The organism is Opitutales bacterium, from assembly GCA_013215165.1.
Classification (GTDB): Bacteria; Verrucomicrobiota; Verrucomicrobiia; order Opitutales; family JABSRG01; genus JABSRG01.
The window spans coordinates 1-25,645 of sequence record JABSRG010000056.1; the positions used below are offsets into that span (position 1 = coordinate 1).

Below are 25,645 nucleotides of genomic sequence, written 5' to 3' on the forward strand. Positions count from 1 at the left end.
ATCACTCCCCCGTCTGGAAGCACCGTTGCTTTGAACGAGCCAACCCGGTTATCAGCGAGTGCGTTTTTTTTTATTGTTTGGGCGTTGACGGTAATCTACACTGTCGATTCGACTGAAGTGGGTCGTTCGACTGAATTCCCTTATTATATCGATTGGACGCCGAGCGTTGGAGGCGACGAGACGATAGAGGTTGAAGTAACCGAAATGGGTGAGCCCAATGCTGGAACAATTAGCATACCTGTGATCGTTTCCGGTGGAGTCGTGCCGGGTGTCGAAGTGACCTCACCTTTCAATGGCGAAGTCTTAGTCGCCGGTAGAGAATCGATTTTGCGGTCTCAGCTGACGGACGTTACAGGGAGCGTAAGCGTAGAATATTTCCTCAACACTGCGAGTCTCGGAATCGCAACGGAACCCCCCTATGAGGTGGGTTTCACCCCAGTGTCCTCTGGCGAGTTTGTGCTTTACGCAGTTGCAACCAGTTCTGGTGGAGTGGCTGTAACCTCCGAGCCGACAACGCTCCAAGTACAGTCGAACACGGCGCCGACAATAGCGATCACGGCACCGACCACAGGTGATGTATTTAGCGCGGACGAAACGATCGGTATTACTGCGTCTGTAACAGACTCGTTCGACGCAATCACGCAGGTAGAATATTTCGCGAACAACGTGTCTATCGGAGTGGTCTCGGAGTCACCGTTTTCATTGGACTGGGTAGCCCCATCGACTGGGAGCTTTGATATAACAGCAATAGCGACAGACTCCTCTGGCGATCGTGGATTTGCTTCAACCGTGTCGCTGACGATCGATCCTAGCACGGCTCCAACTACGCCGACAGTTGTCGTAACAAATCCTACGGCAGGTCTGACTTTCCCCGTAGGCGAGACGATCCCTTTGACTGCAAGTGTTACGACCTCTGGCTCAGCGAGTGCAGATAGCATCACAGTTGACTTCTTTGTAAACGATGTGTTTTTTGGAAACGGCTACTGAGTTTCCGTATCAGGTGGATTGGCAGCCTGTGTCGAGTGGGACCTTTGAAATAACAGCACGTGCGACGGAAGTAGGAATCCCTGTTGGTCCCACGTCTCCGTTAGTCTCTGTAACCGTAAATGCCAGTGAGACCCCTGGGTCTACGGATGGAGTTCCATTCATCGAAATTCTTACACCAGTCACTCAAAGCGAAGTCTTACGTGGCAGTGAGGTATTGTTGACCTCACGCGTTGCCGCGGCTCGTGGTAATGCTCTGTCCGTGGAATATTTTGACGGAGATGATTCTATCGGGGTTACGAATGCGCCACCCTATTCGGTAACGTGGACGCCGAAAGCGGTTGGCATATCTAACATATCGGCTCGAGTCATTGAATCGGGTGTTTCGCAAGCGGGCTTTAGTTTCGCGCAGATCAGAGTTGTCGCATCCGACCCCTTGATAGCCGAATTTGCTACGCTTAGTTCTGGCGACGTCATTTTCTCAGGAAGGCCTATAAACTTAAGAACGCGGCTGACCAATTCTGTCGGAGCAGTGACGGTAGAGTATTTCGTTAATGGAGTGTCACTGGGCCAATCATCTGATGTGCCGTTTGATCTCGAGTATATTCCGAGTTCGGCTGGAGAGTTTGTGTTTTACACACTCGTCGAAGACCAGAGTGGTGCGCGTGCCACATCCGAGGCGGTGACAGTTACAGTCGAGCCAGACCTTGGGCCCCTCGTTGTATTTCTTTCACCATCTCCTGCTGAAAACAGTTTTGAGTTGGGAGAGACAGTTCCGATTATTGTCGATGTCTTCGATCGGGAAGGATCCGTTTCACTAGTTCAGATTTTCGCTAATGGGGTATTGCTGGAAGAATTCACCGAGCCTCCGTATGGAGCAGATTACACAGCTGCCGGAGTGGGCACGGCTATCCTCGAGGCTGTGGCAGTCGATGAAGTAGGTAATTTGGGTGAGCGCGTCTTTCTCAGCGTCGACATTACTGCTCCTGAAGTCGAAATATTAGACCCTCTAAGTAACAATCAGGACTTCGTGAAACAGGGCTACATTGACTTATTCGGTGTCGAAGCAAGCGACAACGTAGTGTCTCTATTCTCGGCACAATTAGATTCTGGGGAAGCCTCTCGGAGTGATGTGATCATTAGCTTAATAAACTTGGCTGAATTTCCTGGGATTGTTGAGCGCCATGTTCTCTACAAAACGATTACAGATGTATGGCCTTCACCCCCTCAGTTAGCTTCTGCGATAGCAGACCTTGAAGAGAATGAGGGGGAGATCCCCGCCATAACAGACGATCATGGTGACACGCTATCAACAGCGACTCGTATTTCTACCAATGAAGGCGTTTCTGGAAATATCACGCCTACTGACGTCTTTGAACCAGACGATATTGATACTTTTGAGTTCCGACTCAACTCCGCCAACACGATTACGGTTCGTTTACTGACGGCTGCTTTCTTGAATGTCTCTGTGCAAGATGCTAATAATAACGTCTTTGCTTCAGGTATTTTAGGGCCTGCTGGCTTTATTTTTGGAACGGATCTCGTCGCGACAGGCTTACCAGCCCCAGGCGTATTTTATGTTCAAGTGACAGGCTCTGCTTTCCTCTCCGACTCGGGCCCATATCAGCTTACGGTCTTTGCACCTGGAGAATCCGGTGGGGGGTTATCATTTGAAGCCGACCAGGATCAAATTCTCATAGAACTCGCGACTAATCTATTGGAGCGAGATGATTATATCGCCTTTTACGGAGACCTGGTGTCCGCAAGTCTTGAGAGTGTGGACTACGATGTTCTGGAGGATGCCGTTCAGCGTCACTATGAATTTCGTTATGGGAAGTCGCCATCAGCAAGTCAAACAGCGCAAGGGGTGTTGCGAATCAATGGCCTTCAGGGTTTACGCTCTTTCCTTGTTTCGTTTGCAAGCGCTGATCGGAATGATCTCCAGCCGCTTTTGGTAGACCTTCCGGATACATCAAATCCCGAAACTTTGGCAACGTTGATGTCTCTTTTGTTTCGCGAGAGCGTATCCGAGGACGAGGTTCTCGAGCTTTCGTCTTTGAGTCAAAACGAAGCGATTGACCGGATACTGAGTGATGTGCGCTATACATCTCGGTTTGAGAGTGTTGCAGTAGACGTAGGTTCTGTGGATGCAACCACCGAAACCCTTGGAATAAGTGGTTGGGCATTGAGCGATTCTTTAGGTGGGGTCTTCTGGTTCAGGCGTCCATGGTATTACTCAACAGATTTTGGCTGGTTATATAATGATGAAGGCCCCAGTAATCTTTCATGGTATTATTCGGAAAGGTTAGGATGGGTTTGGTTTAGCGAAGAGTTTGATCCCTATATTTGGTCATCGCGCTTGCAGGCATGGCTTTATGTATACAAGGGAGAGAACAGTTCGTTTTATTATGATTTCACCTCCGGTGATTGGAGTTTGCTAAATCAACGTGATTAACTTTCAGAGCACCGAGAAATCGGTGCTCTTTTTATTTATGAAGATATTCATTCTCGATGGTTATAATTTGATCTTTCGCTCTTTTTATGGGATGCCGGATTTGAAGCGTGGAGATGGGTTTCCTACTGGAATGCTCCATGGTTGGGTGCGGACTTTGTGGTCCCTTGAGGATCAGTTCTCGCCTGATCGTATCGTTTGTGCGATGGATGCTGGGGCTGATGAGCGTGAGGCTCTTCAAGAAGACTATAAGGCGAACCGTTCGGAGACGCCTGCTGAGCTGGAGCAACAAATACCTTGGGTGGAGAGAATAACGCCTCATATGGGTATTCCGCTGGTTTCACTTCCTGGCTGTGAGGCGGACGATGTGATTGGCGTGCTCGCAGAGAAGTTTGCGGCCCGGGGTGATGCGGTTGTCATAGTCAGTGCCGATAAGGACTTGGGCCAGTTGGTGAATGCGTCGATTTCTCAGTTATATCCGCCCCCTACCGCAAATCCTCGTCTGGGGTGGAGGATGATGAATTCGGAAAAGATCACCGAGAAGTTTGGAGTCCGACCCGATCAAATTGCGGACTATCTCGCCCTGGTTGGAGACTCGTCTGATAATATTCAGGGTATCCCCGGCGTCGGCCCCAAAACCGCAGCGAAATGGCTCAACAGTTACGGCAATCTACAGAATATTCTTCAGAACTCCGGGCGATTGAAACCGCCACGTTTTCAAATGATTGTTTCCGAATCCAATGAGCTGCTGGAGAGAAACCTCCAGCTTACGCGGCTTCATCTCTCACTGGGTGTAGATCTTCCAGAATCGATTGCTCCAGACGGACGGGCTCTCATCGAACTGATGAAGGAGCTTGAGATGGAAAAGGCTAGCCGAGATGCGGCCTCGCGCTATGGCGGTGTCGGGTGAAGTCAGTCTATTTCACAAGTTCTGTCTGCAAACTACGCAAGAATTTTCAGATCTTCACTAATAACAAAGATTTAGACCCAGATTATGCCATAGTTGGCGGCAACTGAGGCACGACCAGCCGTGCTACAAAGTCTATCAGAAACCTCCGACGTACCAGATGGGTGCGCTTTAAGTGCTTATTAAACTTTTTCCGCGTCTGACATCATGCATTTATTTTCACGCTCCCACGGCATAATCCCGGTCTAATCTGTGGTTCAATTTTTTAATCACAGATGAACACAGATGTGTTACGATCAGATATTTTAATGAGGGTATCTTCACCCGACAAAGTCGAGCAAAGTGGCGGCTCCTGAGGCCCAGACTGCGTCTGTCAGAATGGCGAAGTTACCCCATATGCTAGATGGGTATTCGATCACCCAGTTCCCAAACCCTAACCTGTGCAAACCCGTGTTCTCTGTGGTTCAGCGAAAATTCGAATTCTTATGGGATGGTTTTGATTCTATTTCAGGAGCTTATCAAACTTGTCTGCGGTGAGACGGAAGGGTATCCATTCGAATTGCTTCGTTGCTTCGAGAGACAGGTAAAAGTCGTGCGCTGGCGTATTCCAGTCAAGGGCAGCCCAATCGATACGGCCGCAGTTTCTTTCCTTAGTGATCCGCACAATTTCGACGATAAGCGCTTTGCCGATTCCCTTTCCTCGGAATTTTGGGTCTACAAATAGATCTTCCAGGTAAATTCCAGGTTGTGCGAGAAATGTGGAATAGTTGTGGAAGAACAGCGCAAATCCGGCGGGCTCTTGTGCTTCGAATGCAAGGAGGACCTCGGCATATTTGGTTTCGCCGAAGAGGGTCGCCATAAGAGCTTCCTCAGTTGCAACCACCTGGTCTTCAAGTTTTTCATATTCCGCCAGACCACGGATGAATTTAAGAATGAGGGGTGTGTCGCCAGCTTGTGCGAGTCGGATCTCCATGCGCTCAGCAAAATCGTTTGATGACCTCCAGCAATGGAAAAGACTGGTATTTTGTCGGTATTCCTTTCGAGTTTGAATGCATGAATGCTGGCGTGAATCTTTATCATCAACACTTCGAAGGGCCGAATCGGTCCGAGCCGCTCGTTATCCTTCATGGGCTGTTGGGCTCTTCGAGGAATTGGACTTCCGTCGCGCGCAGTTTGGCAGAGCAGAATACCGTTTATTGTGTCGATTTGCGCAATCACGGTAAGTCTGGCCATACAGCATCGATGGGATACCGCGAGATGGCGGAGGATATCCTATCTTGGGCGGACCGACAATGGATCAATCGATTCCATATACTTGGGCATAGCATGGGAGGTAAGGTTGCGATGCGTTTGGCTACCGAGTCTCCTGAGCGAATTCAGAGCTTGATCGTCGCAGACATCGCTCCACGTAAATATATGGGACATCATCGCGTGGAAATGAACGCCATGCTCGCGATGCCCATGGATACGCTGAAATCGCGTAAAGAAGCAGAAGGATTTCTCGACCAATTTGGCGTCAATGATTGGGCATTGCGCCAATTCATTTTGACGAATCTTGTCCGCAATAGCGCCACAGGTTCCTTGAATTGGCAGGTAAATCTTACGGCTTTGGATCGGTGTATGGAGCAGATCGCCGGGTCTCCGTTGGACGCAGAGAGTCAATATCTTGGAAAGGCCTTGTTCCTCGTCGGGGGGCAGGCAAACTTTGTTGTCGGTGATGATGCTGAGTTAATAAAAGAACACTTCCCCGCCTCAGAAATGGTTACTTTTTCCGATTCAGGTCACAATATCCACGTAGACGCCAAAGTTCCATTCTTGGATGCGGTCGGCTGCTTCTTGGATGGCTAGCGGTGCCGTTTGGGTATCCATTTTGGGAAACTGGGTTCACTGTGTTGGAACACAGTTGGATCAGCTGATTTTTCTAAAACCGAGCTGAGGTGTTTCGTGAGACTTTCTGGCTGATATTCTATCTTTTCGTGTGGGGTCGGTAACGGTTGCCAATTTTTTCGCTGTGGAAGATAGAAAATTTTCTCGGTATCCTGCAGTACGTCGGTCGTCGCAGTTCGGATCGCGTCGCCATCATGGTCCAGTCGATGCCATTGTCCTTTTTTCCAATCTGTGATGACGGAGAATGGCAGGGCGTGTGTCTCCCGAAGTGCCGCACGCATGAGCTCGAGTGAGGTATAGCTATACACCTTCATGTCTGGGTATTGGCTGATCCAGGTGCGCAGCGCCATTGCACCCAGGCGAATTCCTAAGGTCGATCCGGGGCCGCGGCAGTGGATGCATGCATCCAACTTCTCCACTGATAAAGCAGCCTCAGATAAAAGTTGGTCCGACAGCGTGAAGATAGTGTTCAACGCTGGTTCGGTGCTGGAAACCATGCTCCGCCATAGCGTTCCTTCCATCAATCCCACGAAGACTTCAGGTTGGGAAGCATCGACGACGAGAGTCCACTGGTGTGGCCATTCAGGCATGGGTGTTTGTAGTAAGGGGGAGCATTAGAGAATAATAGCAGAGGCTAGCGCTCAGAGATAGGGGGCCGATTTTCCAATGCACATCTTTGGATTAATCTATCATTCTCTAGCCGGTTGAGTATGCCTGCCCTAAAAAACCATCCCAATATATCAGCTATATTGCCGACGAAGATTTGTGGGCAGAATGCCCATTTCTTCGCGATATTTCGCGGCAGTGCGCCGGGCGATTTTCAAATTTCGCTTAGCCAGGATGTTGACGACTTCTTGGTCGCTGAGGGGTTTTCGCGGGTCTTCATTTTCGATCAAATGGGCTATGATGTCTTTGATACTGGTGTTCGAGACAGAAGAGCCGTCTGCTGATTGATAACCCGAGGTAAAGAAATATTTGAAGTCGAAAATCCCAAATGGGGTTTCGATGTATTTGTTCGCTATAGCACGGCTGACAGTGGTCTCGTGCACGCCAACTTCTTGCGCCACTTGATTCATGGTCAATGGTTTCAGCTTGGAGACACCTTCCTCAAAAAATTCGGCTTGGAATTTCAAAATTTCTCGGGTGATGCGCTCGATGGTGCGTTGGCGTTGGTCTATAGAATTAATCAGAAATTTCCCTGAACGGATTTTGTCCTGAATATACTCCTTTTCCTTCGAATTGATCTTACCCTGGGCGATCATTTCCTTGTAGGTATTGTTCAACCTGAGCCGAGGAATGTAGTCCGAATTTAAGATAATTTGCCATTCATCATCGTTTTTCTCTACGCGCACATCGGGGCTGATGACTCGGTTGTTGTCTTCAGTGAATCGGCTGGCAGGTGTGGGGTTAAGGTCTGCGATCTCCTGGATGGCATTATGAATTTCGTCTACCGTTGCACTCAGCTTGCGCGCCATCTCAGGGATGCGTCGTCTCAGGAGGAGCGGGTAGTGTTTCTTGATAATTTTCGACGCTAGCGATTCTCCGCGGCCCTTGAGCTTGAGCTGCTGGAGTAAGCTGTCTTGAAGGTCGAGGCAGGCTATCCCGGGTGGATCGAATCCCTTAAGGATCTCATGGGCCTGCATGACTGGCCGGAAAGGCAGATTGGCAATGAGTGCGATGTCGGCAGGCTTGGTGGTGAGAAAGCCTTTATCATCTAAGGAACCAATGAGATATTCGATCGCTTCTGACATCTCGGGCTCTAACTCCATTATCTGGGCTTGATCCATCAGATGCTGTTGCAGTGATGTCTCCGCAACGAGGGAATCGAACATATGTTGGCGCTTCTGGGCGTCTTCGGAGCTATAAACGTTGTTGCTCGATTCCTGGGCGAAATATTCTTTCCAGTCCTCGTTCAACTTGTGCAGCATTTCGTAGTCTCCACCAAAATCCATCTCCTCGTCATTGCTCCCAGTATCGTCGCGCGAAGATTCGGTTTCGTTTGAAGATCCATTTGCCTCGAGACTCGTCCCATCCATGGGCATTTCTTCGAGGATGGGATTGGACTGCAGCTCCTCGAGGATGGAATTACGCAGCTCGAGTGCAGGAGCCTGAAGAATTTTCAGCGAGTGGCGCAGTTGAGGCGCCAGGATGAGAGACTGAGTCTGTTTTTGTACCTGTTGAAAGCCTTGGCTCATTCAAATAGATGTCATGGGATGGAGAGAGAGATAAGCCGCAGGGTCTTGGGGAGGGTAAAATTAGTTCAGGCCGGGAGTGATGCCTTTTTTCCAGCGTTCGCTGGCTTCGGCTCCCGAGTTGCCGAGTAGGTCCTTGAGATAGATGGCGAGTTTTTCGTTAGTCGGGCCATAACCGTCACCATACATATACATTTCCAGGGCAGTGAGCATCTCGTTTGCAGATTGGTAGCGCTCGTCTCGGCCGCGCTTGAAAGCACTGTGTAGGATGTCGTTGAGGCGATCGTCGATACCCGCCCGCACGGATCGAAAGTCGGGGATGTTAAGATTTAAAATATTGTCGCGTGTTTCCTCAGGAGTATCTGCTTCAAACAGGTTATAACCCAGCAGGCATTCTGTCATGACAATAGCAGTAGCAAAGAGATCTGCCCGCGCGTCGGTGACTTCTCGATTCGCTTGCTCTGGCGATAAGTATTCGTCTTTGCCAGCAATCACCTCACCTTCTTCATTATACATGAGGTCCAGAGCCTTAGCTATTCCGAAATCAGTCAGTTTTACATCACCTTCTTGAGCGATCATGATATTTTTGGGATTCACATCGCGATGCACAATCCCGAGGAGACGGCCCTCAGAATCTCTCTTTACGTGCGCATAGGCCAGCCCACGGCAAATGCGTGACGCGATAAAAACTGCGAGATCCACGGGGACACGCTGACCCGTATTTGTGTGTTTCTCAAGAAACTCCTCAAGATTGATCCCGTTCACATACTCCATCGTCATGTAATACTGTCTGTTGATCTCACCAAGGTGGTAAGTTTGGACGATGTTTGTATGGATCAGGTCTGCGACTAGCTTGGCCTCACCGATAAAGTTGTTTTGGAACTCCTCAAATTGGGAGTATTCCTCGCGGATAATCTTGATGGCTATCTTCTTTTTAAAGCCGCCTGAGCCGCGTTGCAGCGCTTCGTAGACCACGCCCATGCCACCCTCTGCGATGGTGCGGGTGATCTGGTAATGCATCTCGCTGAATATATGCTTTAGCTGCGGCACAGGTGGAAGTTTTGAGGGTTTGATCGGCTGCGGCAAGGAGAGATTTCTTAACTGTGCATGAAATCTGCTAAGCGCACCAAACTGACGTATTCGTTGGTAGTGTGGACATCGTCCAGACTAGCCTAGGATTCAGAAAAATTTGCATCGCCATTTGCCTTAATGGCGGAATTTCAGCCCTTTAGATTCATGGCATCTTCCTCGAATAAGACCGGGTTCAACATGCTAATCTGGGTCGTGGCCGGCTTTGGGATTAGTGGATTTGCAATTGTGATTGCTGATTTATTGCGGCGTTTGCCTGGTTTGGGCGGAATCATCGAACCGTTTATTCAACGATTTTTTCCATCCGTGGAAAATGGTATGGCGATCTTGCTGTCATCGCTCTTGTTCGTTGCAACCGCTGTAGCGATTCATGCATCGCGGAAGAAAACCTAGTCTTTTGCATGGTTGTGATCTTTCTCCTCGGCTCCGCTCCGCTGCAGCGGTAGTCCAAAAGAAAATAGTCCGCGGAAGGGTCGAAGCCAGCCCGTGATAGCGACCAGGGGTTCGGCATCTCGGTTCTGATCTTCCATCTTTTTGTAGGCAATGATCAGGACGACCTGAACCAACAGCGCGAAGCCGAGATAAATTAGGAAACGGCCATCCGAGAAAGCCCCATCTTTGTCTTTCAGTACAAAACCCAGGCCTGAAGCAAAGATGCCGGTGCCGAAGCCAATGCTTGTAGTTATGAGGGCGACTGACAGCGGTCGGCTACCTCGATCCGTGAGCTGAGGCATATGCTTATTGTGGGCCGCATGATAAAAACTACCTGCACCACCGATTAGGAAAAACATAAAGGGACAGAGAAAGAGTAACCCTTCGAATCCGACCAAAACCGAAATCCAATAGGTATAATTGATGATGTGTAAAACGAGAGATACGATGAATGCGTATCTCACACTGACACGATCAATCCAGCTTCTCACAACAAGCGCTCCCAAATAGCCGCCGAAGGACTGAATTGCTGCAAAGTAGAGGATGGGCACCTGGTCAAAGCCCGCATTACGCTTTAGGTAAAATGCAAAGAATGGATAAGCGGCGGCGTTCACAGCAGTTACGATGACGCTGAGGGTCGTGTAATTTCTAAATGCTCGGTTTTCCGTAAATAAACGTGGGGCAGCTTTGAGTATGTGCCCGATACTATTGGGTTCTGGATGAGGCACTGATGGCAGCCGCGAAATAGCAAACACGGCGATAAAGCTGCCAGCAATTGCGAAGAGAAACTGTGACTGAATCGCCGTAAACGTGTCTAAATATAAGAAAGCCGCTGCGCACAGAATGAGTGTGAACACACCGCAGAAACCAACGATAGCGAGATCGGTCGCAAAGTAGCGGCCACGCACTCTCTCAGGAATGAGGTCGTAGAGCCAAGGGATCGGGGCAGCCGCGCCGATTGACCGGAATATCGTGAAGAAAAATAAAGCGATCACCAGGGTCCAAATAGCTACAGGATCGCCGCGCTCTGGTTGGGAAAAAGCGATCCATAGAATCGGAATGATACACAAACCGCGCAGGCTCCAAAAAAAGATGGTCTGACGCTTATAGCCCAGAATGTGGAGCAGGGCTGTCGCGAGTATCTGAAAGGGCGCGAGTAAGAATACAAAGGAGTAACAAAGACCGACTACGAACGGCGATGCCCCGAGTTCTTCAGTAAGCAAAACCATGGGAGTGCCAAGCACAACCAGCCAGGTGAAGGCATTAAAAAAGCTGAAGAAAAATCCTGCTTTATATGGAGATAGGCTGTCGTTTGCTTGGTTCAGGGAAAGTCCTCTCCAAACATCTAGGCAAGGCGATGAGACCAGTAATCGAAGCGACTGCGCGTCTGCTCGGGGCCAGGCATGCCCGGTTCCTCACGTCTTGCTAAGGCACCCGCAATGTCGAAGCATTCGACCCAGTCCGCACCAAGTTGATGACTGATATTCTGGATTTTATCTAGGGGGAGTTCCGGGAGTGCAGTGTTGGATTTTTCAGAGAGTGCGACCAGTGCACCGACCACGTGATGAGCTTCGCGGAAGGCTACGCCCTTCCGGACGAGATAATCGACCACGTCGGTGGCCAGTAGTAGTGGATCGGAGACGGCCTCTGTGCACTTACCTGGAACTGGTTCTATCCCCGGAAGCATTTCTTGAAGCACGTGGCATGCGGTCATGCACAAGTCGAAGGCAGCAAACACTGGAGGCTTATCGTCCTGTAAGTCACGGTTGTAGGTGAGGGGTAGGCCTTTGACGAGCGTGAGCAAAGTCTGATAGATTCCACCGAGCTGGGCGACTTTACCGCGCAGTAGCTCAAATGCATCCGGGTTTTTCTTTTGGGGCATCAAACTCGATCCCGTGGTGAATGTGTCCGGTAAATGCACAAAGCCAAATTCGGCCGAACTCCAAAGGATCATATCTTCCGATAGCCGAGATACATGGGCGCCGAAAACAGAGCAGGCATGAGCAAATGAGATGAATACATCTCGATCGCTGACTGCATCCATGCTGTTGGAGGTCACTCTTGGTTCACCGTCTGAGCCAACAAAACTCAATTCCCTGGCCGTGAAAAGGCGATCGATCGGTAGTGTCGTACCAGCGATAGCGCCACTCCCGAGGGGGCAGATATTTGCCTCATCCGAGACGGCGGCAAAGCGAGTCACATCGCGATCTAGCATCTCGACATAGGCCAAAATATGATGTGCGATCGATACGGGCTGGGCGCGCTGTAAGTGTGTATAGCCAGGAATGTATACTGTTTCGCCCTTACGCGCCAAAGTGAGGAGGGCCCGCTGAGCGCCCCGTATGGCCTCTTGGAGCTGAGCGGCGGCGTCCTTGAAAAAGAGACGCATGTCAGTTGCGACCTGATCATTTCGACTGCGCGCAGTATGGAGTTTTGCCGCTGCCGGTACCCGATCAGTCAACGCTTGCTCAATGTTCATATGAACATCTTCAAGGCTTTCATCCCATGAGAAATTTCCTCCCGCTATTTCCTGCTCAATTTCATCCAGACCCGTAATAATGGCATCGCGCTCTTCATCATTGATGATACCAGTATGAGCCAACATCTTGGCTTGAGCGCGGCTGCCTTGGATATCGAAAGGTGCCAGGCGTCGGTCAAAACTCACTGACTCGCTAAATTTCTGCATCAATGCAGCAGGACCGTCGGAGAAGCGTCCTCCCCAAGTAGCTTGCTTGTTTTTTGAGGCCATAGACACAGCACATTCACCGATCGTGGGTGGTGAACGCAATCGCAGACTTTTAAATTAAAAATACGGAGTGTTACCCGAAGTGCGCGACGTGCTGATGTTTTGTAGCGTGATCGCGAGAGCGATTGCCATGGGGCAGGCCAAAGCTTTGGTCGACCATTGGCTCCCGTTATCACTGAGATTGAATGCGCTACCTCAAGAATGATTTACAATTTGATGTCTTCAGGTAGGGCCGCATCGCCGAGGCAGCCGGTTACGGCAAGCCCGTACCGCCACTTTGAAACACGAGCACTAGAGCGTCTTCATAGTTGGACGAATACGACAACGATCACGATTCACCGACAAGGCTGCCGAGCGGTCCTGAAAAATGATCTTCAGTCAAGGCGTGCCAGTGCCCACGCCGAACAACAGCGAAAATATTACCAGCAAATGTTTTTCCAACATAGGGAGAGTGCTTGTGGCGATACTTTAGCGAATCGGTGCTAATCTGTGTGCTCTGAGACGGGTCGACAATGACGAGATCCGCCAAAAGTCCGGCTTCAATTTTTCCTCGATCGCCGAGCCCGAAACGCTGTGCCGGGTAGGTGGCCACTAGGTCAACTAGGCGTTGCCAGCCCAAGTCCGCTTTTTGAATCACGCGATCGATCAGGGGATGAAGTAGGTTTTGGATACCAGATATACCCCCCCAGGCGTCCGCGAAGTTATCTACGTTAGTTTTCATGGCAGTCGGGCAGGGGGAATGATCTGAGCCTATGCTATCCACACCGGGGCCACAGACCCTTTGCCACAGGTCGGCGACCACTGCAGCTTCGCGCAGAGGCGGGGCACACTTGGCCACTGCTCCGAGTGTTTCTAGATCATTGCGGTCGAGCGCTAGGTAGTGCGGGCAAGTCTCTGCTGAGATATCAACGCCCTCAGCCTTCGCTTGGCTGATCAGGTCGATACCGGGTCGATTGCTGACATGGACGATATGGAGGCGACATCCGGTCTCCTTATACAGTTCGATCGCTTCGGCGATCGCATTGAGCTCGGATTCAACAGGTCGGCTATCGACCCAATCTTGTGGGCCCAAACGCCCTGCGTCACGTGCTTCTTTACCCAGTTGGGTGCAGAGGGCTTCATCTTCAGCGTGAAGCGCCAAGATCTTTCCCGTCTCGGCGACACGCTGCATGCCTTCACGGAGGGAAGCACGGTCTACGTTTTGAAACTCATCGATCCCGCTGTTGGACATAAAGGCCTTAAAGCCTATGACTCCCGATTCTGCGAGAGATGCTATCTGGTCTAGGTTCTCGGGCGTGCAGCCTCCCCATAAACCGAAATCAACTATGGACTTCTTTGCTGCTAAAGCTGCTTTTCTCTCAAACGCCGCCGCATTCAGCGTGGGTGGATGTGCATTTAGGGGCATTTCAAAAACTGTCCCAACTCCGCCAAAAAGTGCTGCTGTTGAGCCCGTGCTCCAGCCTTCCCAATCGGTTCTTCCCGGTTCATTAAAGTGCACATGTACGTCGACCGCTGAGGGCAGAACGATCTTTCCTTCTAGATCGATTGCTGGGTCTGAAGAAGTTAGGTGTGCGTCGACGGCCTCAATCTTTTCTCCTTTTATGATAATATCACAAAGGTGTAATCCGTTGGACGTCGGGATCTGGGCATGTTTAAGAAGCATGGGCTGTGTGAGGAATGAGTTCGATCACGCTGATCTCAGGAGGGCAATTAAAGCGCAAGCCATGTAGGTTGCCCACGCCCCGATTGATATAAATGAGACGCTCGTTCCATGTGTAGATTCCTTCCGCCATGGACCGATCAGCAAGAGGCAAAACCGGTCGGATCTCAGTGAATGGAACCCGGATTTGCCCGCCATGTGTGTGACCTGAGAGCATCAGATCCCATTGGAATTCTGCCACACTAGTTTTGGAATCTGGGTTGTGTGATAACAAAACGGTAGGTATGTCTGCTGCAGGAGTATTTCTACTGATTAAACAATCCTGAGGCTGACATGTACCCGACCAAATATCACCGAGCCCAACAAGGTTTAAAAGACTATTCCGGACAGACACCACAGTCGCTTCATTGAAGAGTGTGCGCACGCCGCAGCTCGTGAGCAACGCGAGCATGGGCGCAAAGCCGACGCGGTTGTCGGGTAGTGGGATGAAATCATGATTGCCAATGACCGCGTAGGTCGGAGCAGCGTTTGCTAGTGGGGTGAAAATGGACTGCGCTGCATCGGTGTCAGGAGCACCTTGGGTGGTATAGTCACCTGTCAGAAAGATCAGATCGGGGTTCTCAGCAACAGCGAGTCTCGAACAACGTTGAAGGTAATCGATAGAGACAGCAGGCGACATGTGCGTATCGGAGATCTGAACGACCTTTATTGGGCCTGTGATTCCGCGGATAGGGATTTGCCTTCGTGAGATCTCTACTGCCTCTGCTTCACGTCTCATGTAGGCGTATACAGATGCAGGTAAGCATCCAGCAGCTAATAGCCCTCCTAAAAGTGAACGCCGTGTCATGCGCAGTTTCATAATCCTATAACTTCGATGCTTTTCGCGAGAAAGTTAGGCTCAGCCAGAGGTTCTTAGGTTATTTATAGCTTGAAAGAGAATTTTTGTAGCTGCTTCACAATCGGACCGTTCAACGTATTCGTCGGGATTGTGGCTCAGGCCTTCACGACAGCGTACGAACAGCATCGCAACGGGCATCGCTGCGGACATCGCTGCAGCATCATGACCGGCTCCGCTGAAAAGAAACGGCGCCTGATCCTGATGTGTTTTAACGGCCTCACCGAGACATGCACTCAGGCTATCGTCCATCTGCACGGCAGCCGTTTGCATCATGTAGTCCCAGCTCATCGATAGGCCGCGAATCCGAGCGATCTCCATTGCTTGCCCGTGGAGAAAGTCTGTTGCTTCTTCGAGGATTTCGTCATTCGGATGCCGGATATCGAGTGTCATAATGACCGCAGATGGGATGACGTTGCTGGCACCTGGTTCTACGAGGAGGCTCCCCACAGTCGCCCTGAGTCGGTCTATTCTTTGTCCCGTTTTCTCAATGACTGAAACCAGTTCTGCTGCGCCCGCCAGAGCGTCTTGACGCAGGTCCATGGGCGTCGTGCCTGCGTGGTCAGCTTTGCCAGTCCAGCGGATGCGTAGTCGTTTTTGTGCTGCGATTGCAGAAACAACACCCGCGGGAACATCCAGCCCTTCCAAGACGGGTCCTTGTTCAATGTGTGCTTCGATATAGCCCAATGCATTTTCGGGTGGTCGCATGGTTCTAATCGCCTCAGCAGCGTCATATCCCCAGTCCTCAATGGCCTCGGCTATAGTTTTTCCCTGTGCGTCTTTTTTGTCTAAAATTTTCTCATCGAGCGTTCCAGCGATGAAAGAACTGCCCAAATATGCCGTTTGGAAACGGAGTCCTTCTTCATCGGAAAATGCGATGATCTCGATCGCGAAGGGTAGCGCTATAGACTGCTCGACGCAGGCCTCGACAACACTCAGCGCCATCAAGAACCCAAGAGGCCCGTCGTATTTCCCAGCATTCCGCACCGTGTCGAGGTGAGAACCCATGTAAAGGGTCTTTGCTCCTGCCTTATCGGATTCCCATCGTCCATGAAGATTGCCAAGAGCATCTTCCCACACAGCACCTCCCGCATCGCTCATCCATGACGAGACTACCCGGTTCACACTTCGCATCGAAGGTGAAAGAAAGGGCCGTGTGAGTTGGTGTTGATCCTCGCTGATGCTAGACAACAGTTCGATACGGTCGCACAGGCGCTGGATAATTGCCGGGCTGATAGGGTCTGTCTGTTCAGCACTCACTCAGCTTCCGCGATACGTGCTGTAGCTCCATGGGGAGACGAGTAAAGGAACATGATAGCCCTGTGTCACATCATCGATGCCGAAGCGTATCGGGATAATATCGAGGAAGCCGGGATTGCCGTTAGATACGCCTCGATCTCGAAAATAGTCTCCGATGTGAAAAACCAGTTCGTAGCGGCCTGGAGCCATTTCTTCGGCATCGAGAAGAAGTCCGTCAGTGCGTCCATCCGTATTAGTGATGAGCGTCTTGAGCTGCATGTCTTCTTGTCCGCCAAGTATCCAAAGTTCCACCGAGACGCCGCCGGCCGGTGTGCCGTGGTATGTATCGAGAATGTGTGTGCTGAGTTTACCCATAGCTTTTGTGCTTAAATCAGGATTGGACAACAGTTCCAGTCAAACGATGCCATCCGATACGTTTGATTTGTGTGAGCGCCGCTGTCAGTTCTGTACTAATATCGTTTCTGAGGCGTTCTCGGAAATTTTCAAAGATTGAATCCTGAGTGTGGTCTTTAACGCAAATGATGAATGGGAAGGCGAATCTCGCTTTGTAGGCGTCGTTCATCGCGTTGATTTCTTCAAACCGTTCGGGACTCAGTTGATCCAGTCGTGCCGATTGCTGCTCTTCGGTGGAATGCTCGGTCAACTTACCCGCCACTGCAAGCTTGCCGGACAAGTCGGGGTGGGCGCGAATCAGTTTGAGTTGCTCGGCTTCCTCCGCATCGTCAACCACCGTGCAGAGTGTGTCGTAGAGCGCATCGAAGCTTTCGAATGGCACCGACTGAGAGGCGCGTTGGGGAATCCAAGGCGAGTGTTCAAAGATTCCGCTGAGCGCCTCAGTGAAAGACTCCGGTGCGGCTGCGTTGAGCAATTGAAGTGAAATAAGCATGATCTGTAATGCTTATTAAAGCCACTCTTATACCACGCGAGATTTTTGCTCTGAGCAATCAACTTGCTTTGTGAATTGACCGGTTTCTGAATTCCGACCCCTTAATATATCTTCCATGAGTGAAATCTTCGATCAGATCAATCCGCCCCCTCGGCTTATGATGGGGCCCGGCCCTATCAATGCGGATCCGCGCGTCCTGCGGGCCATGTCAGCCCAACTCCTTGGCCAATACGATCCGGCCTTTAGGGAAAACATGAACGAGGTGCAGGTGCTGTATCGACAGATTTTTGAGACGGATAATAAATGGACGCTGCTCATCGACGGAACTTCACGCGCCGCAATTGAAGCATGTTTGGTATCCCTGATCGAACCAGGCGATGTGGTCTTGGTTCCGAGTTTTGGGCGCTTTGGCTTGCTTCTCAGCGAAATCTCCTCGCGCTGCGGTGCGGATGTCCGTCGGATTGATGCCGAGTGGGGGACCGTGTTTTCTAATGAGAAACTTGAGACCGCGATCGCCGAGCATCGACCTAAACTGGTGGCAATCTGCCAGGGAGACACGTCGACTACCATGTGCCAGCCGCTCGATCAAATTGGTAAAATAGCCCATAAGTATGATGCGCTCGTTTATGTCGATGCGACGGCATCGATTGTGGGAAATCCTCTTCCCGTCGACGCTTGGGAACTCGACGCAGTTTCAGTGGGATTGCAAAAATGCCTGAATGGCCCTTCAGGGTCGGCGCCCATCACATTGAGCGAAAAAGCTTATGCGGTCATCCGCGACCGCTGGCACGTGGAAAAGGGAATCCAGCCCGAGGGATTCGTTGCGGGATCGGGTAGCCGCATCCAAAGTAATTATTTAGATTTAGCACAGATCTGTGCTTACTGGGACACTGGGCTCAACCATCACACCGAAGCCACTTCGATGCTTTATTGTGCACGGGAGTGTGCACGGATTACTCTGCAAGAAGGCCTTGAAAACGTGGTCGAGCGCCACCGCTTAGGCAGCGATGCCATGGTCGCTGGACTTCAGGCGATGGGCTTACGCCTTTTTGGCGATCTTTCGAATAAGATGCTGAATGTAACTGGAGTCTACATCCCAGAGGAAGTCGACGGTGAGGCGCTGCGCGAGACGATGCTCGACGATTTTGGAATCGAGATTGGGACTTCGTTTGGCCCCTTGCATGGCAAGATTTGGCGCATCGGCAATATGGGCTATAACTGTCGCAAAGAATTCATCCTCCAGACGCTTTCTGCACTGACTTCGGCGCTACGTATTCATGGCTTTACTGTGGAAAATGATGGCGTGATGGCTGCCCATGAGATCTATCGCAACGCTTGATCGTTGCCTCGGTCTGCCTCTGGCTTTGTGGTAACTTCGATGGCAACTTCTTCAGCGACGCTCCCGGTTTCTACAGTTGTCCTGTTTAACTGGCAAAATCGCATCATTCTTCATTGGAATGATGCAGCAGCTGTATGGGGATTTTGGGATGCAACTGAACTGAATTGTAAACAGGACCGCCGCGAAGCGTGGCGGGCCTTAAACGATTTACGTCTTCACGTAGCTGATGAACAGACAGGACTAGGTTTCGCTCGTTTTGATGAGCCTGATGCCGAGCGTGATACTTTAACGGGCAAGCGGCTTAAAGTCCTTTCATTCCAAAGTCTAAGCGATATCCTTGCGTCTACGCCGGATAGGTATGCTAGTGAGGTGGGTGAATATCTTGAGTTGATTAATGCGAGCTTGGACGAGGTCCCATATATCAATTTCGGACGCCATGACTTCATTTACCGATTCCGAACAGAAGCTAGTCGCAATCGTGATGCTTACCGCATCGACGGGGATTCGGCGAAACTTTACCAGAGTAAGCTCTGCTTCCTCATAAAGCAAGTACGACGCAAGAAGGAAAATTCCGCGTCCGAGCCTGCTGTTTTAGATTTTGGATCTGTGGCTTATGTTATCCCTAGCCACTTTGGATTTTGTCTCGGGGTGCAAAATGCAATTGAGCGTGCCTATGAAACCTTGAGTAAGCACCCTGAACAGCGTGTATTCATGCTGAGCGAATTGATACATAATCCGTTTGTAAATCAGGATTTACGCCGCAGGGGTTTGTTATATTTACAGTCCGATAAGGGAAAGGCAGTATTGGATCCTGAGACAGGTAAGCCTTATTGGGATACCTTATCAGAAGAGGACGTGGTCGTCATTCCGGCTTTTGGTGCAACGCGTGAAGATAAGCGCCGGTTGATCGCTTTGGGTCTACCATTAAATGAGTATGATGCCACGTGCATGTTGGTAGAAAAAGTGTGGAAGGCGGCCTCCCGTTTCGCTGAGAGTGGCTACACTGTGATTGTTCACGGCAAAGCTGAACACGAGGAGACAAAAGCAACATTTTCCCATGCAGCTCACTGCGGGCCGAGCGTGATTATCCGCGACCGCAAGGAAGCTCAGATTTTAGCAGAGGTGATGCAGACAACAGATCTGGGGCGAAAACAAAAGCTTTTCGAGCCGTTCCGCGATCGATGCACCGAGGGCTTTGATGTAAACGTCGATTTAGAGCGCATTGCAGTCGTGAATCAAACCACGCTACTACGCAATGAGACTCTATACATCATTAACCTGTTGCACCATACCCTGGTAAATCTCTACGGCGAGGAAGAGACCAAAGAGCGTATCGCCGGGCGCGGACAGGGAGATACGCTCTGCTATGCCACGCAAGTAAATCAAGATGCACTCGGGACGGCGATCCAGGCTGAGGTAGATTTTGCCTTTGTTGTCGGGGGAAAGAATAGCTCAAACACCTATCAGCTTTACCGTATGTGCGCTGAGTATCTTGGGGAACGGGCCTATTTTATTCAAAACGAAGAAAATGTCTCTGAGGATTTTGTGAGCCACTATGCGTTTCCGCAGAATCCGGGCGATCCCAAGCAAGGCACTAGCTATGATTGTCCATTCGATTGGAGCCATATCGATGGCCCAGTCCGTATCCTTGTCACCGGAGGAGCATCCTGTCCGGACGGAATCATCCAGCAGGTCATTTTCAAGGTGAACCAGATTATTGGCAAAGAGCGTTCACTCAAGCCCGTCGAGGCGGTGATTGATGCTCTAAATTAGTCTTTGCATGTCACTCACTCGACACTTTCTCACCCCTAAGCTTGAGTTCTCAGCGTCATCCTCCATCTAGGAAACCTATGCCGCCTGTGAACCCAAGCCCCATTCCTTGTATCGTTGCTCTAGACTATCCGTCGCGTGACGAGCTCCTTGGTTTCTTGAAAAGTGTCACCCCTCAATCTGTGCCCTGGGTAAAAATTGGCCTTCAGAGCTTTTGCCTGAATGGCCCGGGCCTTGTGCGTGAGGTTGGAGCTGCGGGCTTCAAGATATTTCTGGATTTAAAGCTCCACGATATACCGAACACCGTTGCTGGTGCGGTACGTAGCCTGTCGTCTTTGCCAATTAGTATGCTCACTCTCCATGCTTCAGGTGGATTGGAAATGATGCAGCGTGCCTTAGATATACAACAGGAACTTGCTCCTGATCTCCGGCTCCTCGGAGTGACGGTCTTGACATCCATGGATCGAAAAGGCCTGGCTGAGACGGGGATTACCAACGCGCCTGACGCCCATGTGGAGCGCCTGGCTAGTTTGGCCTTAGAAGCGGGCATGCCAGGCCTAGTATGTTCACCTTTGGAGCTGAGGAATTTACGCCAGGAATTTGGTAAGAACCCGTTTCTAGTGACACCTGGGGTGCGCCCAGCGGGGGGCGATATGGGCGATCAGAAGCGCACGATGACGCCCGCGGAGGCAGTTCAAGCCGGAGCTAGTGCTCTTGTAGTGGGTCGACCTATTACCAAGGCGGCCGATCCTGTAGCGGCCGTTAAAGGCATTCAGGAAGAGATGAGCCTGGCAATTCAGTAGTTTAATGGGACACGCTGCTATTTTTCTAGCCGCTGGCTCGGGAAGCCGCATGCGCGGTGTAGTCGATGATAAACTATTGGCCAAGATCGCGGGGAAACCTGTGTTTTCATATAGCCTGGAGGCTTTTTCGAAAGTAAATGACCTCGACCGCATCGTCGTCGTGTATCGCGATGAAGATCAGCGCTGCGAATTATTGGCATGCCTCGAAGCGCTTTCTCCCATGCCTTATGCCGTTGAATGGATTCAAGGAGGTGACGAACGACAACACTCGGTATTTAATGGCCTCGAAATACTGACTATAGCTACCGAAATTGTGCTCATCCATGACTGTGCTCGGCCACTGGTTCGAACCGAAATCATCGAAGATCTCATCATGGCTGCAATCCGGGATAGAGCAGCCGTGCTCGCCCATCGAGTGACAGATACGATAAAACAGACCCCACGGCGTAGCCGCGGTCGTCGACGCCTTGATCTCAAGGACATGCAGCGTAATCGCCTTTGGGCGATGGAAACCCCACAGGCGTTCAAATATGAGACCATTTTCGAGGCCTATCGCGAAGTGAGGTTGAATCAGGAAGTCATCACGGATGATACTGCGGCTGTTTCCAACCGCGGCATACGTGTTTCGATTGTCGAAAATCCCTATCCCAATCCAAAGATTACCGTGCCACAGGATCTCGGATATGCCGAATACCTAATAGAACACCCCGTCGACATCACAGATTTGAAAAAACTAGAGGAATGACTGCCCCTTTGCCCATTAGAATTGGATTCGGCTACGACATCCATCGCATTGAGCGCGACCGCCCTTTAGTCTTGGCCGGTGTGAAGATTCCTGGTTCCATTGGCTTGGCTGGGCACTCAGACGCAGATGTCATGACCCACGCAATCGCGGACGCGGTGCTCGGCGGAGCAGGTCTTCCAGATATTGGTCACTATTTTCCTCCCAGTGATCCGACCATCCGAGGCATCGATTCACAGAAAATCTTAGCCAAGGCGCGAGAAGAAGTGGATGCGCTTGGATATTACATTGGCAATATCGATTGCACGCTCATTGCAGAAGCTCCACGCATTGGCCCCTTTCGTGAACAAATGAAGACGGCGTTGTCTGACACCCTTGGGATCGAGCCGGGTCAAATTGGAATCAAGGCGACCTCCAACGAAGAGTTAGACGACCTCGGTCAGAGGCTGGGAATGGCTGCACACGCGGTCTGTTGCCTACTACTCAAGTAGCTTATAGTCGCATGCCCAGATCCCATTAGCCTTGTAAAGGAGGTTCGTCTAGGTAGTCTATACTGTCTCCCATAAGACAATATGTCTCAAACACCCTGCAAATCATGATCTCAGACGCAGACGCGCCCAAGAAGCTTCACAAGAACGAGTATATTAAAACAGATAGCAATTATCTGCGTGGTACTATCCTCGAAGGGCTGTCCGACTCGCTTACGGGCCAAGTTGCGGACGATGATACGCAGTTGCTAAAATTTCATGGTATTTATCAGCAGGATGATCGGGATTTGAGAAATGAGCGTCGAAAGCAAAGACTAGAGAAGCTCTTTTCTTTTATGATTCGTGTGCGTGTCCCGGGCGGAGTATCGACCTCAGAGCAATACCTCGCAATGGACCATCTCTGCGACACCTATTGTAATGGCACGCTCAAACTGACTACGCGCCAGGCCTATCAAGTGCACGGCGTTCTTAAGCACAACCTCAAGACCACGATGCAGGGTATTAACAAGGCGGCGATGGACACCATTGCTGCCTGTGGCGATGTGAATCGCAACGTCATGTGTAATCCAAATCCTCACCAGTCTGAGTTGCATGCCGACGCGTTGAAAGTGGCTTCAGACATTTCTGCCCATCTAACTCCACAAACCGGAGCCTACCATGAAATTTGGCTCGATGGAGAAAAGGTAGAGTCCAGCGAAGAAGAGGTAGAGCCCATTTACGGAAAGACTTACCTGCCTAGGAAATTTAAAATAGCCATGGCTATTCCGCCGAGTAATGACGTCGATGTCTTCGCGCATTGCTTAGGTTATATCGCTATCGTCGAGGACGGTAGGCTTGTAGGCTTTAATGTCACCGTCGGGGGCGGCATGGGTACGACCCATGGCAAGAAGGCGACCTACCCGCGATTGGCTGATGTTATGGGTTTTTGCACTGTAGACCAGGCGGTGGCTGTCGCTGAGGCAGTAGTCAAGGTGCAGCGCGATCATGGTCAGCGTGCCGACCGGACCCACGCTCGTTTCAAATACACTGTAGATGACCATGGCGTTGATTGGATTCGTGACAAGGTGGAGGGCTACCTTGATTTCAAGATGCAGCCAGCGCGCGACTACAGCTTCGACTCCATGGGGGACCGCTACGGATGGGTCGAAGGCCCCGATGGTAAGCAAAACCTCACTTTGTTCATTGAGAACGGCCGTGTGAATGACTTTGGGGACCTCAAGATCAAAACTGCCTTACGTGAGGTAGCGAAAATCCATACTGGCGACTTCCGCCTCACCGCGAACCAGAATATGATTATCGCCAACATTGATCCGGCGATGCGGGGACAGATCGAGGCAATCCTTTCTGAAAACGGCCTGGATGATACCTATGTCAAAAGCGGCATCCGTCTCAACTCAATGGCTTGTGTCGCGCTGCCGACATGTGGACTGGCTCTGGCCGAGTCTCAGCGCTACTTGCCAGAGCTGGTGACACGTCTTGAAAGCGAGCTTGAGCAAGTAGGCCTGAAAGACGAACCCATAGTGATTCGCATGACAGGGTGTCCCAACGGTTGTGCACGTCCCTTCATGGCCGAGATCGGCTTGGTCGGAAAAGCACCCAATCGCTATAATCTCTATCTTGGAGCAGCATTTGACGGATCCCGCATGAGCAAGCTTGTCAAAGAGTCAGCTAGCGAAGACGAGATCGTTGAAGTTGTGAAACCACTCTTTGGCCGCTTCGCCGCAGAGAAAGAGTCCGAAGAGCATTTTGGCGATTTTCTAATCCGCGCTGGCGTGGTGGCCCCCGTCAAAGTAGCTCGTACTGATTTTCACGACTAATTCCTTCCTTCTTGGAAAAATGATCTGAACCTTCATCGGTTTCCTGAAAGAGAAGGAGCTTTAAAAGCCGAGCCCTAGCTCGCCTATTATTGGTGAACTAAAGCCTCCGTAGATTCCTAAAGCTTGTCGGACCGTTCAATGCCTCGCCATTCATAGCCTTAGGCACTCGTATCCTACGATCACCCATTCTATCTGTCCATTCAGCAACATGTTTTTCAACGAACTGTTTAGATCCGATAACGGCTCCTTGTGTGAAATAGCGAATCCGTTGACGTAGAAGAGCAGGCGAGGGTAGGGAATGCATAATAGGCGACTCATTGTGAACACCCATCAAAAATTTATTTTTTGAGATTTCTAGACATTTAGATGCGCCTCTGAGAGCAAAACGAGTGGGTGGGGAATTAACTGCGACTGTTTCTAGTGCGCGGTGCGTTTTCGGAGCAGGGGGATAAAAGATTTAGTTCTAGATCAGAAAGATCTTCCCTCTCCGCACTAATTCCGTAACGCTTGATGATAAGATAGAAAATGACAAATTCCAAATTTGAATTACTCTTAGATAGAATCGTAAGGAGCTTATTTTATTATTCACCTTTTCGGCATTTAGTTCTTTATAAATATAGGTATGCTTTTACGCCTTCTCAATATTGCATACTTACAAGTCTTCTTACCGAAGCCATTTAGGTAGATGGTGATATCCTCGAGATCGGTTGCTATCGTGGATATACTACAGTGTTTTTGAATAAGCACCTTGATTGTTTAAACTACGCAGGCTCCTATATCGCAATTGATACTTTTGAGGGATTTACTAAATCTTCCATTGAAGTTGAAAAAAAAGAGCGGAACAAAACAAGCAAAGAGGATATCCGGGGATTGAATAAGTTCACAGTTAACTCAAAAGAATGGTTTGATTCTACAATGAAACAAAATTCTATTTCTAGAGTTAGATCAATAAAAGGAGATGTTGAGGAGCTGGACTTAATCCTTGGAGACAAAAACCATGTTTGCTTTGCATTAATCGACGTTGACTTATACAAACCGACCCTAGCAGCTCTTAATTGTATTCATGATAAGATGATTAGACGAGGCGGTGTTATCGTTGTTGATGATTGTGCAAAAAATCATGTCTATGATGGATCGAGATCGGCTCTGGAAGAATTTTGTGAATCCAAAAAAATTCAATTTGATATAGTTGAAGGTAAGCTTGGAGTTATCCGCATCAAACAAGAATGAATGAGAAGGCGGCACAGAATCTGATCCCTTCTCATCATGGAAAACGCTAACAAAGACACCTACACC

23 protein-coding genes are annotated in these 25,645 nt (G+C 50.2%); 12 read left to right on the forward strand and 11 right to left on the reverse strand.

Going from position 1 to position 25,645, the window contains the following annotated elements:
- From HRU10_11965 to HRU10_11975, 3 genes are all read left to right on the forward strand, one after another.
- The coding region (locus HRU10_11965; protein ID NRA27949.1) for an Ig-like domain-containing protein at nucleotides 1–987 on the forward strand (987 nt) is incomplete at its 5' end.
- On the forward strand, nucleotides 962–3,439 hold the full coding sequence (locus HRU10_11970) for an Ig-like domain-containing protein (GenBank protein NRA27950.1): 2,478 nt from the start codon (nucleotides 962–964) through the stop codon (nucleotides 3,437–3,439). The genes HRU10_11965 and HRU10_11970, both read left to right, overlap by 26 nt.
- Before the next feature lie 37 nt (nucleotides 3,440–3,476).
- Nucleotides 3,477–4,346, forward strand: a complete 870-nt coding sequence (locus tag HRU10_11975; GenBank protein ID NRA27951.1) for a hypothetical protein — start codon at nucleotides 3,477–3,479, stop codon at nucleotides 4,344–4,346.
- 499 nt (nucleotides 4,347–4,845) lie between these two features.
- Here the strand turns inward: HRU10_11975 and HRU10_11980 are convergent, their stop codons facing one another.
- A complete protein-coding gene (locus HRU10_11980; GenBank protein ID NRA27952.1) occupies nucleotides 4,846–5,316 on the reverse strand; it encodes a GNAT family N-acetyltransferase in 471 nt (156 codons plus the stop codon).
- A 20-nt stretch (nucleotides 5,317–5,336) separates the two neighbouring features.
- On the opposite strand from HRU10_11980, the gene HRU10_11985 reads away from it, so the two are divergent.
- Nucleotides 5,337–6,191: an alpha/beta fold hydrolase gene (locus tag HRU10_11985; protein NRA27953.1), complete on the forward strand. Its 855-nt coding sequence runs from the start codon at nucleotides 5,337–5,339 to the stop codon at nucleotides 6,189–6,191.
- On the opposite strand, the gene HRU10_11990 is transcribed toward HRU10_11985, so the two are convergent.
- The 3 genes from HRU10_11990 to HRU10_12000 all read right to left on the reverse strand — a co-directional run bounded on the left by HRU10_11990 (nucleotide 6,188) and on the right by HRU10_12000 (nucleotide 9,442).
- Entirely contained in the window at nucleotides 6,188–6,820 is a 633-nt protein-coding gene (locus tag HRU10_11990) for a hypothetical protein (protein NRA27954.1), read from the reverse strand. The genes HRU10_11985 and HRU10_11990 overlap by 4 nt on opposite strands.
- 150 nt (nucleotides 6,821–6,970) lie before the next feature.
- Nucleotides 6,971–8,425 carry an RNA polymerase factor sigma-54 gene (rpoN, locus tag HRU10_11995; GenBank protein NRA27955.1) on the reverse strand — a complete coding sequence of 485 codons (1,455 nt, stop codon included), beginning with the start codon at nucleotides 8,423–8,425 and terminating at the stop codon, nucleotides 6,971–6,973.
- Nucleotides 8,426–8,485: 60 nt separating this feature from the next.
- Nucleotides 8,486–9,442 (reverse strand): serine/threonine protein kinase, encoded by a 957-nt coding sequence (locus HRU10_12000; protein NRA27956.1) that lies wholly within the window; start codon nucleotides 9,440–9,442, stop codon nucleotides 8,486–8,488.
- A gap of 249 nt (nucleotides 9,443–9,691) precedes the next feature.
- On the opposite strand from HRU10_12000, the gene HRU10_12005 reads away from it, so the two are divergent.
- Nucleotides 9,692–9,904, forward strand: coding sequence for a hypothetical protein (locus HRU10_12005; GenBank protein NRA27957.1), 213 nt, complete (start codon nucleotides 9,692–9,694; stop codon nucleotides 9,902–9,904).
- Here HRU10_12005 and HRU10_12010 read toward each other — a convergent pair.
- From HRU10_12010 to uraD, 7 genes are all read right to left on the reverse strand, one after another.
- Entirely contained in the window at nucleotides 9,901–11,187 is a 1,287-nt protein-coding gene (locus tag HRU10_12010; protein NRA27958.1) for an MFS transporter, read from the reverse strand. The two genes, HRU10_12005 and HRU10_12010, sit on opposite strands and share 4 nt — an antisense overlap.
- Before the next feature lie 101 nt (nucleotides 11,188–11,288).
- Complete coding sequence (argH, locus tag HRU10_12015; protein NRA27959.1) at nucleotides 11,289–12,692, reverse strand: argininosuccinate lyase; 1,404 nt, start codon at nucleotides 12,690–12,692, stop codon at nucleotides 11,289–11,291.
- Between the two features lie 325 nt (nucleotides 12,693–13,017).
- A complete protein-coding gene (gene allB / locus HRU10_12020; GenBank protein NRA27960.1) occupies nucleotides 13,018–14,352 on the reverse strand; it encodes an allantoinase AllB in 1,335 nt (444 codons plus the stop codon).
- Nucleotides 14,342–15,208, reverse strand: a complete 867-nt coding sequence (gene yaeI / locus HRU10_12025; GenBank protein NRA27961.1) for a phosphodiesterase YaeI — start codon at nucleotides 15,206–15,208, stop codon at nucleotides 14,342–14,344. The genes allB and yaeI overlap by 11 nt, the downstream gene beginning before the upstream one ends.
- Nucleotides 15,209–15,247: 39 nt before the next feature.
- The gene (locus HRU10_12030; protein ID NRA27962.1) at nucleotides 15,248–16,504 is read right to left on the reverse strand and encodes an allantoate amidohydrolase; all 1,257 of its coding nucleotides are present in this window, start codon (nucleotides 16,502–16,504) and stop codon (nucleotides 15,248–15,250) included.
- Nucleotides 16,505–16,858: a hydroxyisourate hydrolase gene (gene uraH / locus HRU10_12035; GenBank protein NRA27963.1), complete on the reverse strand. Its 354-nt coding sequence runs from the start codon at nucleotides 16,856–16,858 to the stop codon at nucleotides 16,505–16,507. It abuts the gene before it with no gap.
- A 16-nt stretch (nucleotides 16,859–16,874) separates the two neighbouring features.
- Nucleotides 16,875–17,390 carry a 2-oxo-4-hydroxy-4-carboxy-5-ureidoimidazoline decarboxylase gene (gene uraD / locus HRU10_12040; GenBank protein ID NRA27964.1) on the reverse strand — a complete coding sequence of 172 codons (516 nt, stop codon included), beginning with the start codon at nucleotides 17,388–17,390 and terminating at the stop codon, nucleotides 16,875–16,877.
- A 115-nt stretch (nucleotides 17,391–17,505) separates the two neighbouring features.
- Here uraD and HRU10_12045 point away from each other — a divergent pair, with 115 nt between their 5' ends.
- From HRU10_12045 to HRU10_12075, 7 genes are all read left to right on the forward strand, one after another.
- The gene (locus HRU10_12045; GenBank protein NRA27965.1) at nucleotides 17,506–18,729 is read left to right on the forward strand and encodes an alanine--glyoxylate aminotransferase family protein; all 1,224 of its coding nucleotides are present in this window, start codon (nucleotides 17,506–17,508) and stop codon (nucleotides 18,727–18,729) included.
- Between the two features lie 39 nt (nucleotides 18,730–18,768).
- Nucleotides 18,769–20,502 (forward strand): 4-hydroxy-3-methylbut-2-enyl diphosphate reductase, encoded by a 1,734-nt coding sequence (ispH, locus tag HRU10_12050; protein ID NRA27966.1) that lies wholly within the window; start codon nucleotides 18,769–18,771, stop codon nucleotides 20,500–20,502.
- A gap of 77 nt (nucleotides 20,503–20,579) precedes the next feature.
- Nucleotides 20,580–21,302 carry an orotidine-5'-phosphate decarboxylase gene (gene pyrF, locus HRU10_12055; GenBank protein ID NRA27967.1) on the forward strand — a complete coding sequence of 241 codons (723 nt, stop codon included), beginning with the start codon at nucleotides 20,580–20,582 and terminating at the stop codon, nucleotides 21,300–21,302.
- Nucleotides 21,303–21,306: 4 nt separating this feature from the next.
- Complete coding sequence (gene ispD, locus HRU10_12060; protein NRA27968.1) at nucleotides 21,307–22,047, forward strand: 2-C-methyl-D-erythritol 4-phosphate cytidylyltransferase; 741 nt, start codon at nucleotides 21,307–21,309, stop codon at nucleotides 22,045–22,047.
- A gap of 8 nt (nucleotides 22,048–22,055) precedes the next feature.
- Nucleotides 22,056–22,535: a 2-C-methyl-D-erythritol 2,4-cyclodiphosphate synthase gene (locus tag HRU10_12065; GenBank protein NRA27969.1), complete on the forward strand. Its 480-nt coding sequence runs from the start codon at nucleotides 22,056–22,058 to the stop codon at nucleotides 22,533–22,535.
- Nucleotides 22,536–22,639: 104 nt separating this feature from the next.
- Nucleotides 22,640–24,349 (forward strand): NADPH-dependent assimilatory sulfite reductase hemoprotein subunit, encoded by a 1,710-nt coding sequence (locus tag HRU10_12070; protein NRA27970.1) that lies wholly within the window; start codon nucleotides 22,640–22,642, stop codon nucleotides 24,347–24,349.
- A gap of 693 nt (nucleotides 24,350–25,042) precedes the next feature.
- A complete protein-coding gene (locus tag HRU10_12075; protein ID NRA27971.1) occupies nucleotides 25,043–25,579 on the forward strand; it encodes a class I SAM-dependent methyltransferase in 537 nt (178 codons plus the stop codon).
- The last annotated feature ends 66 nt before the right edge of the window (nucleotides 25,580–25,645 follow it).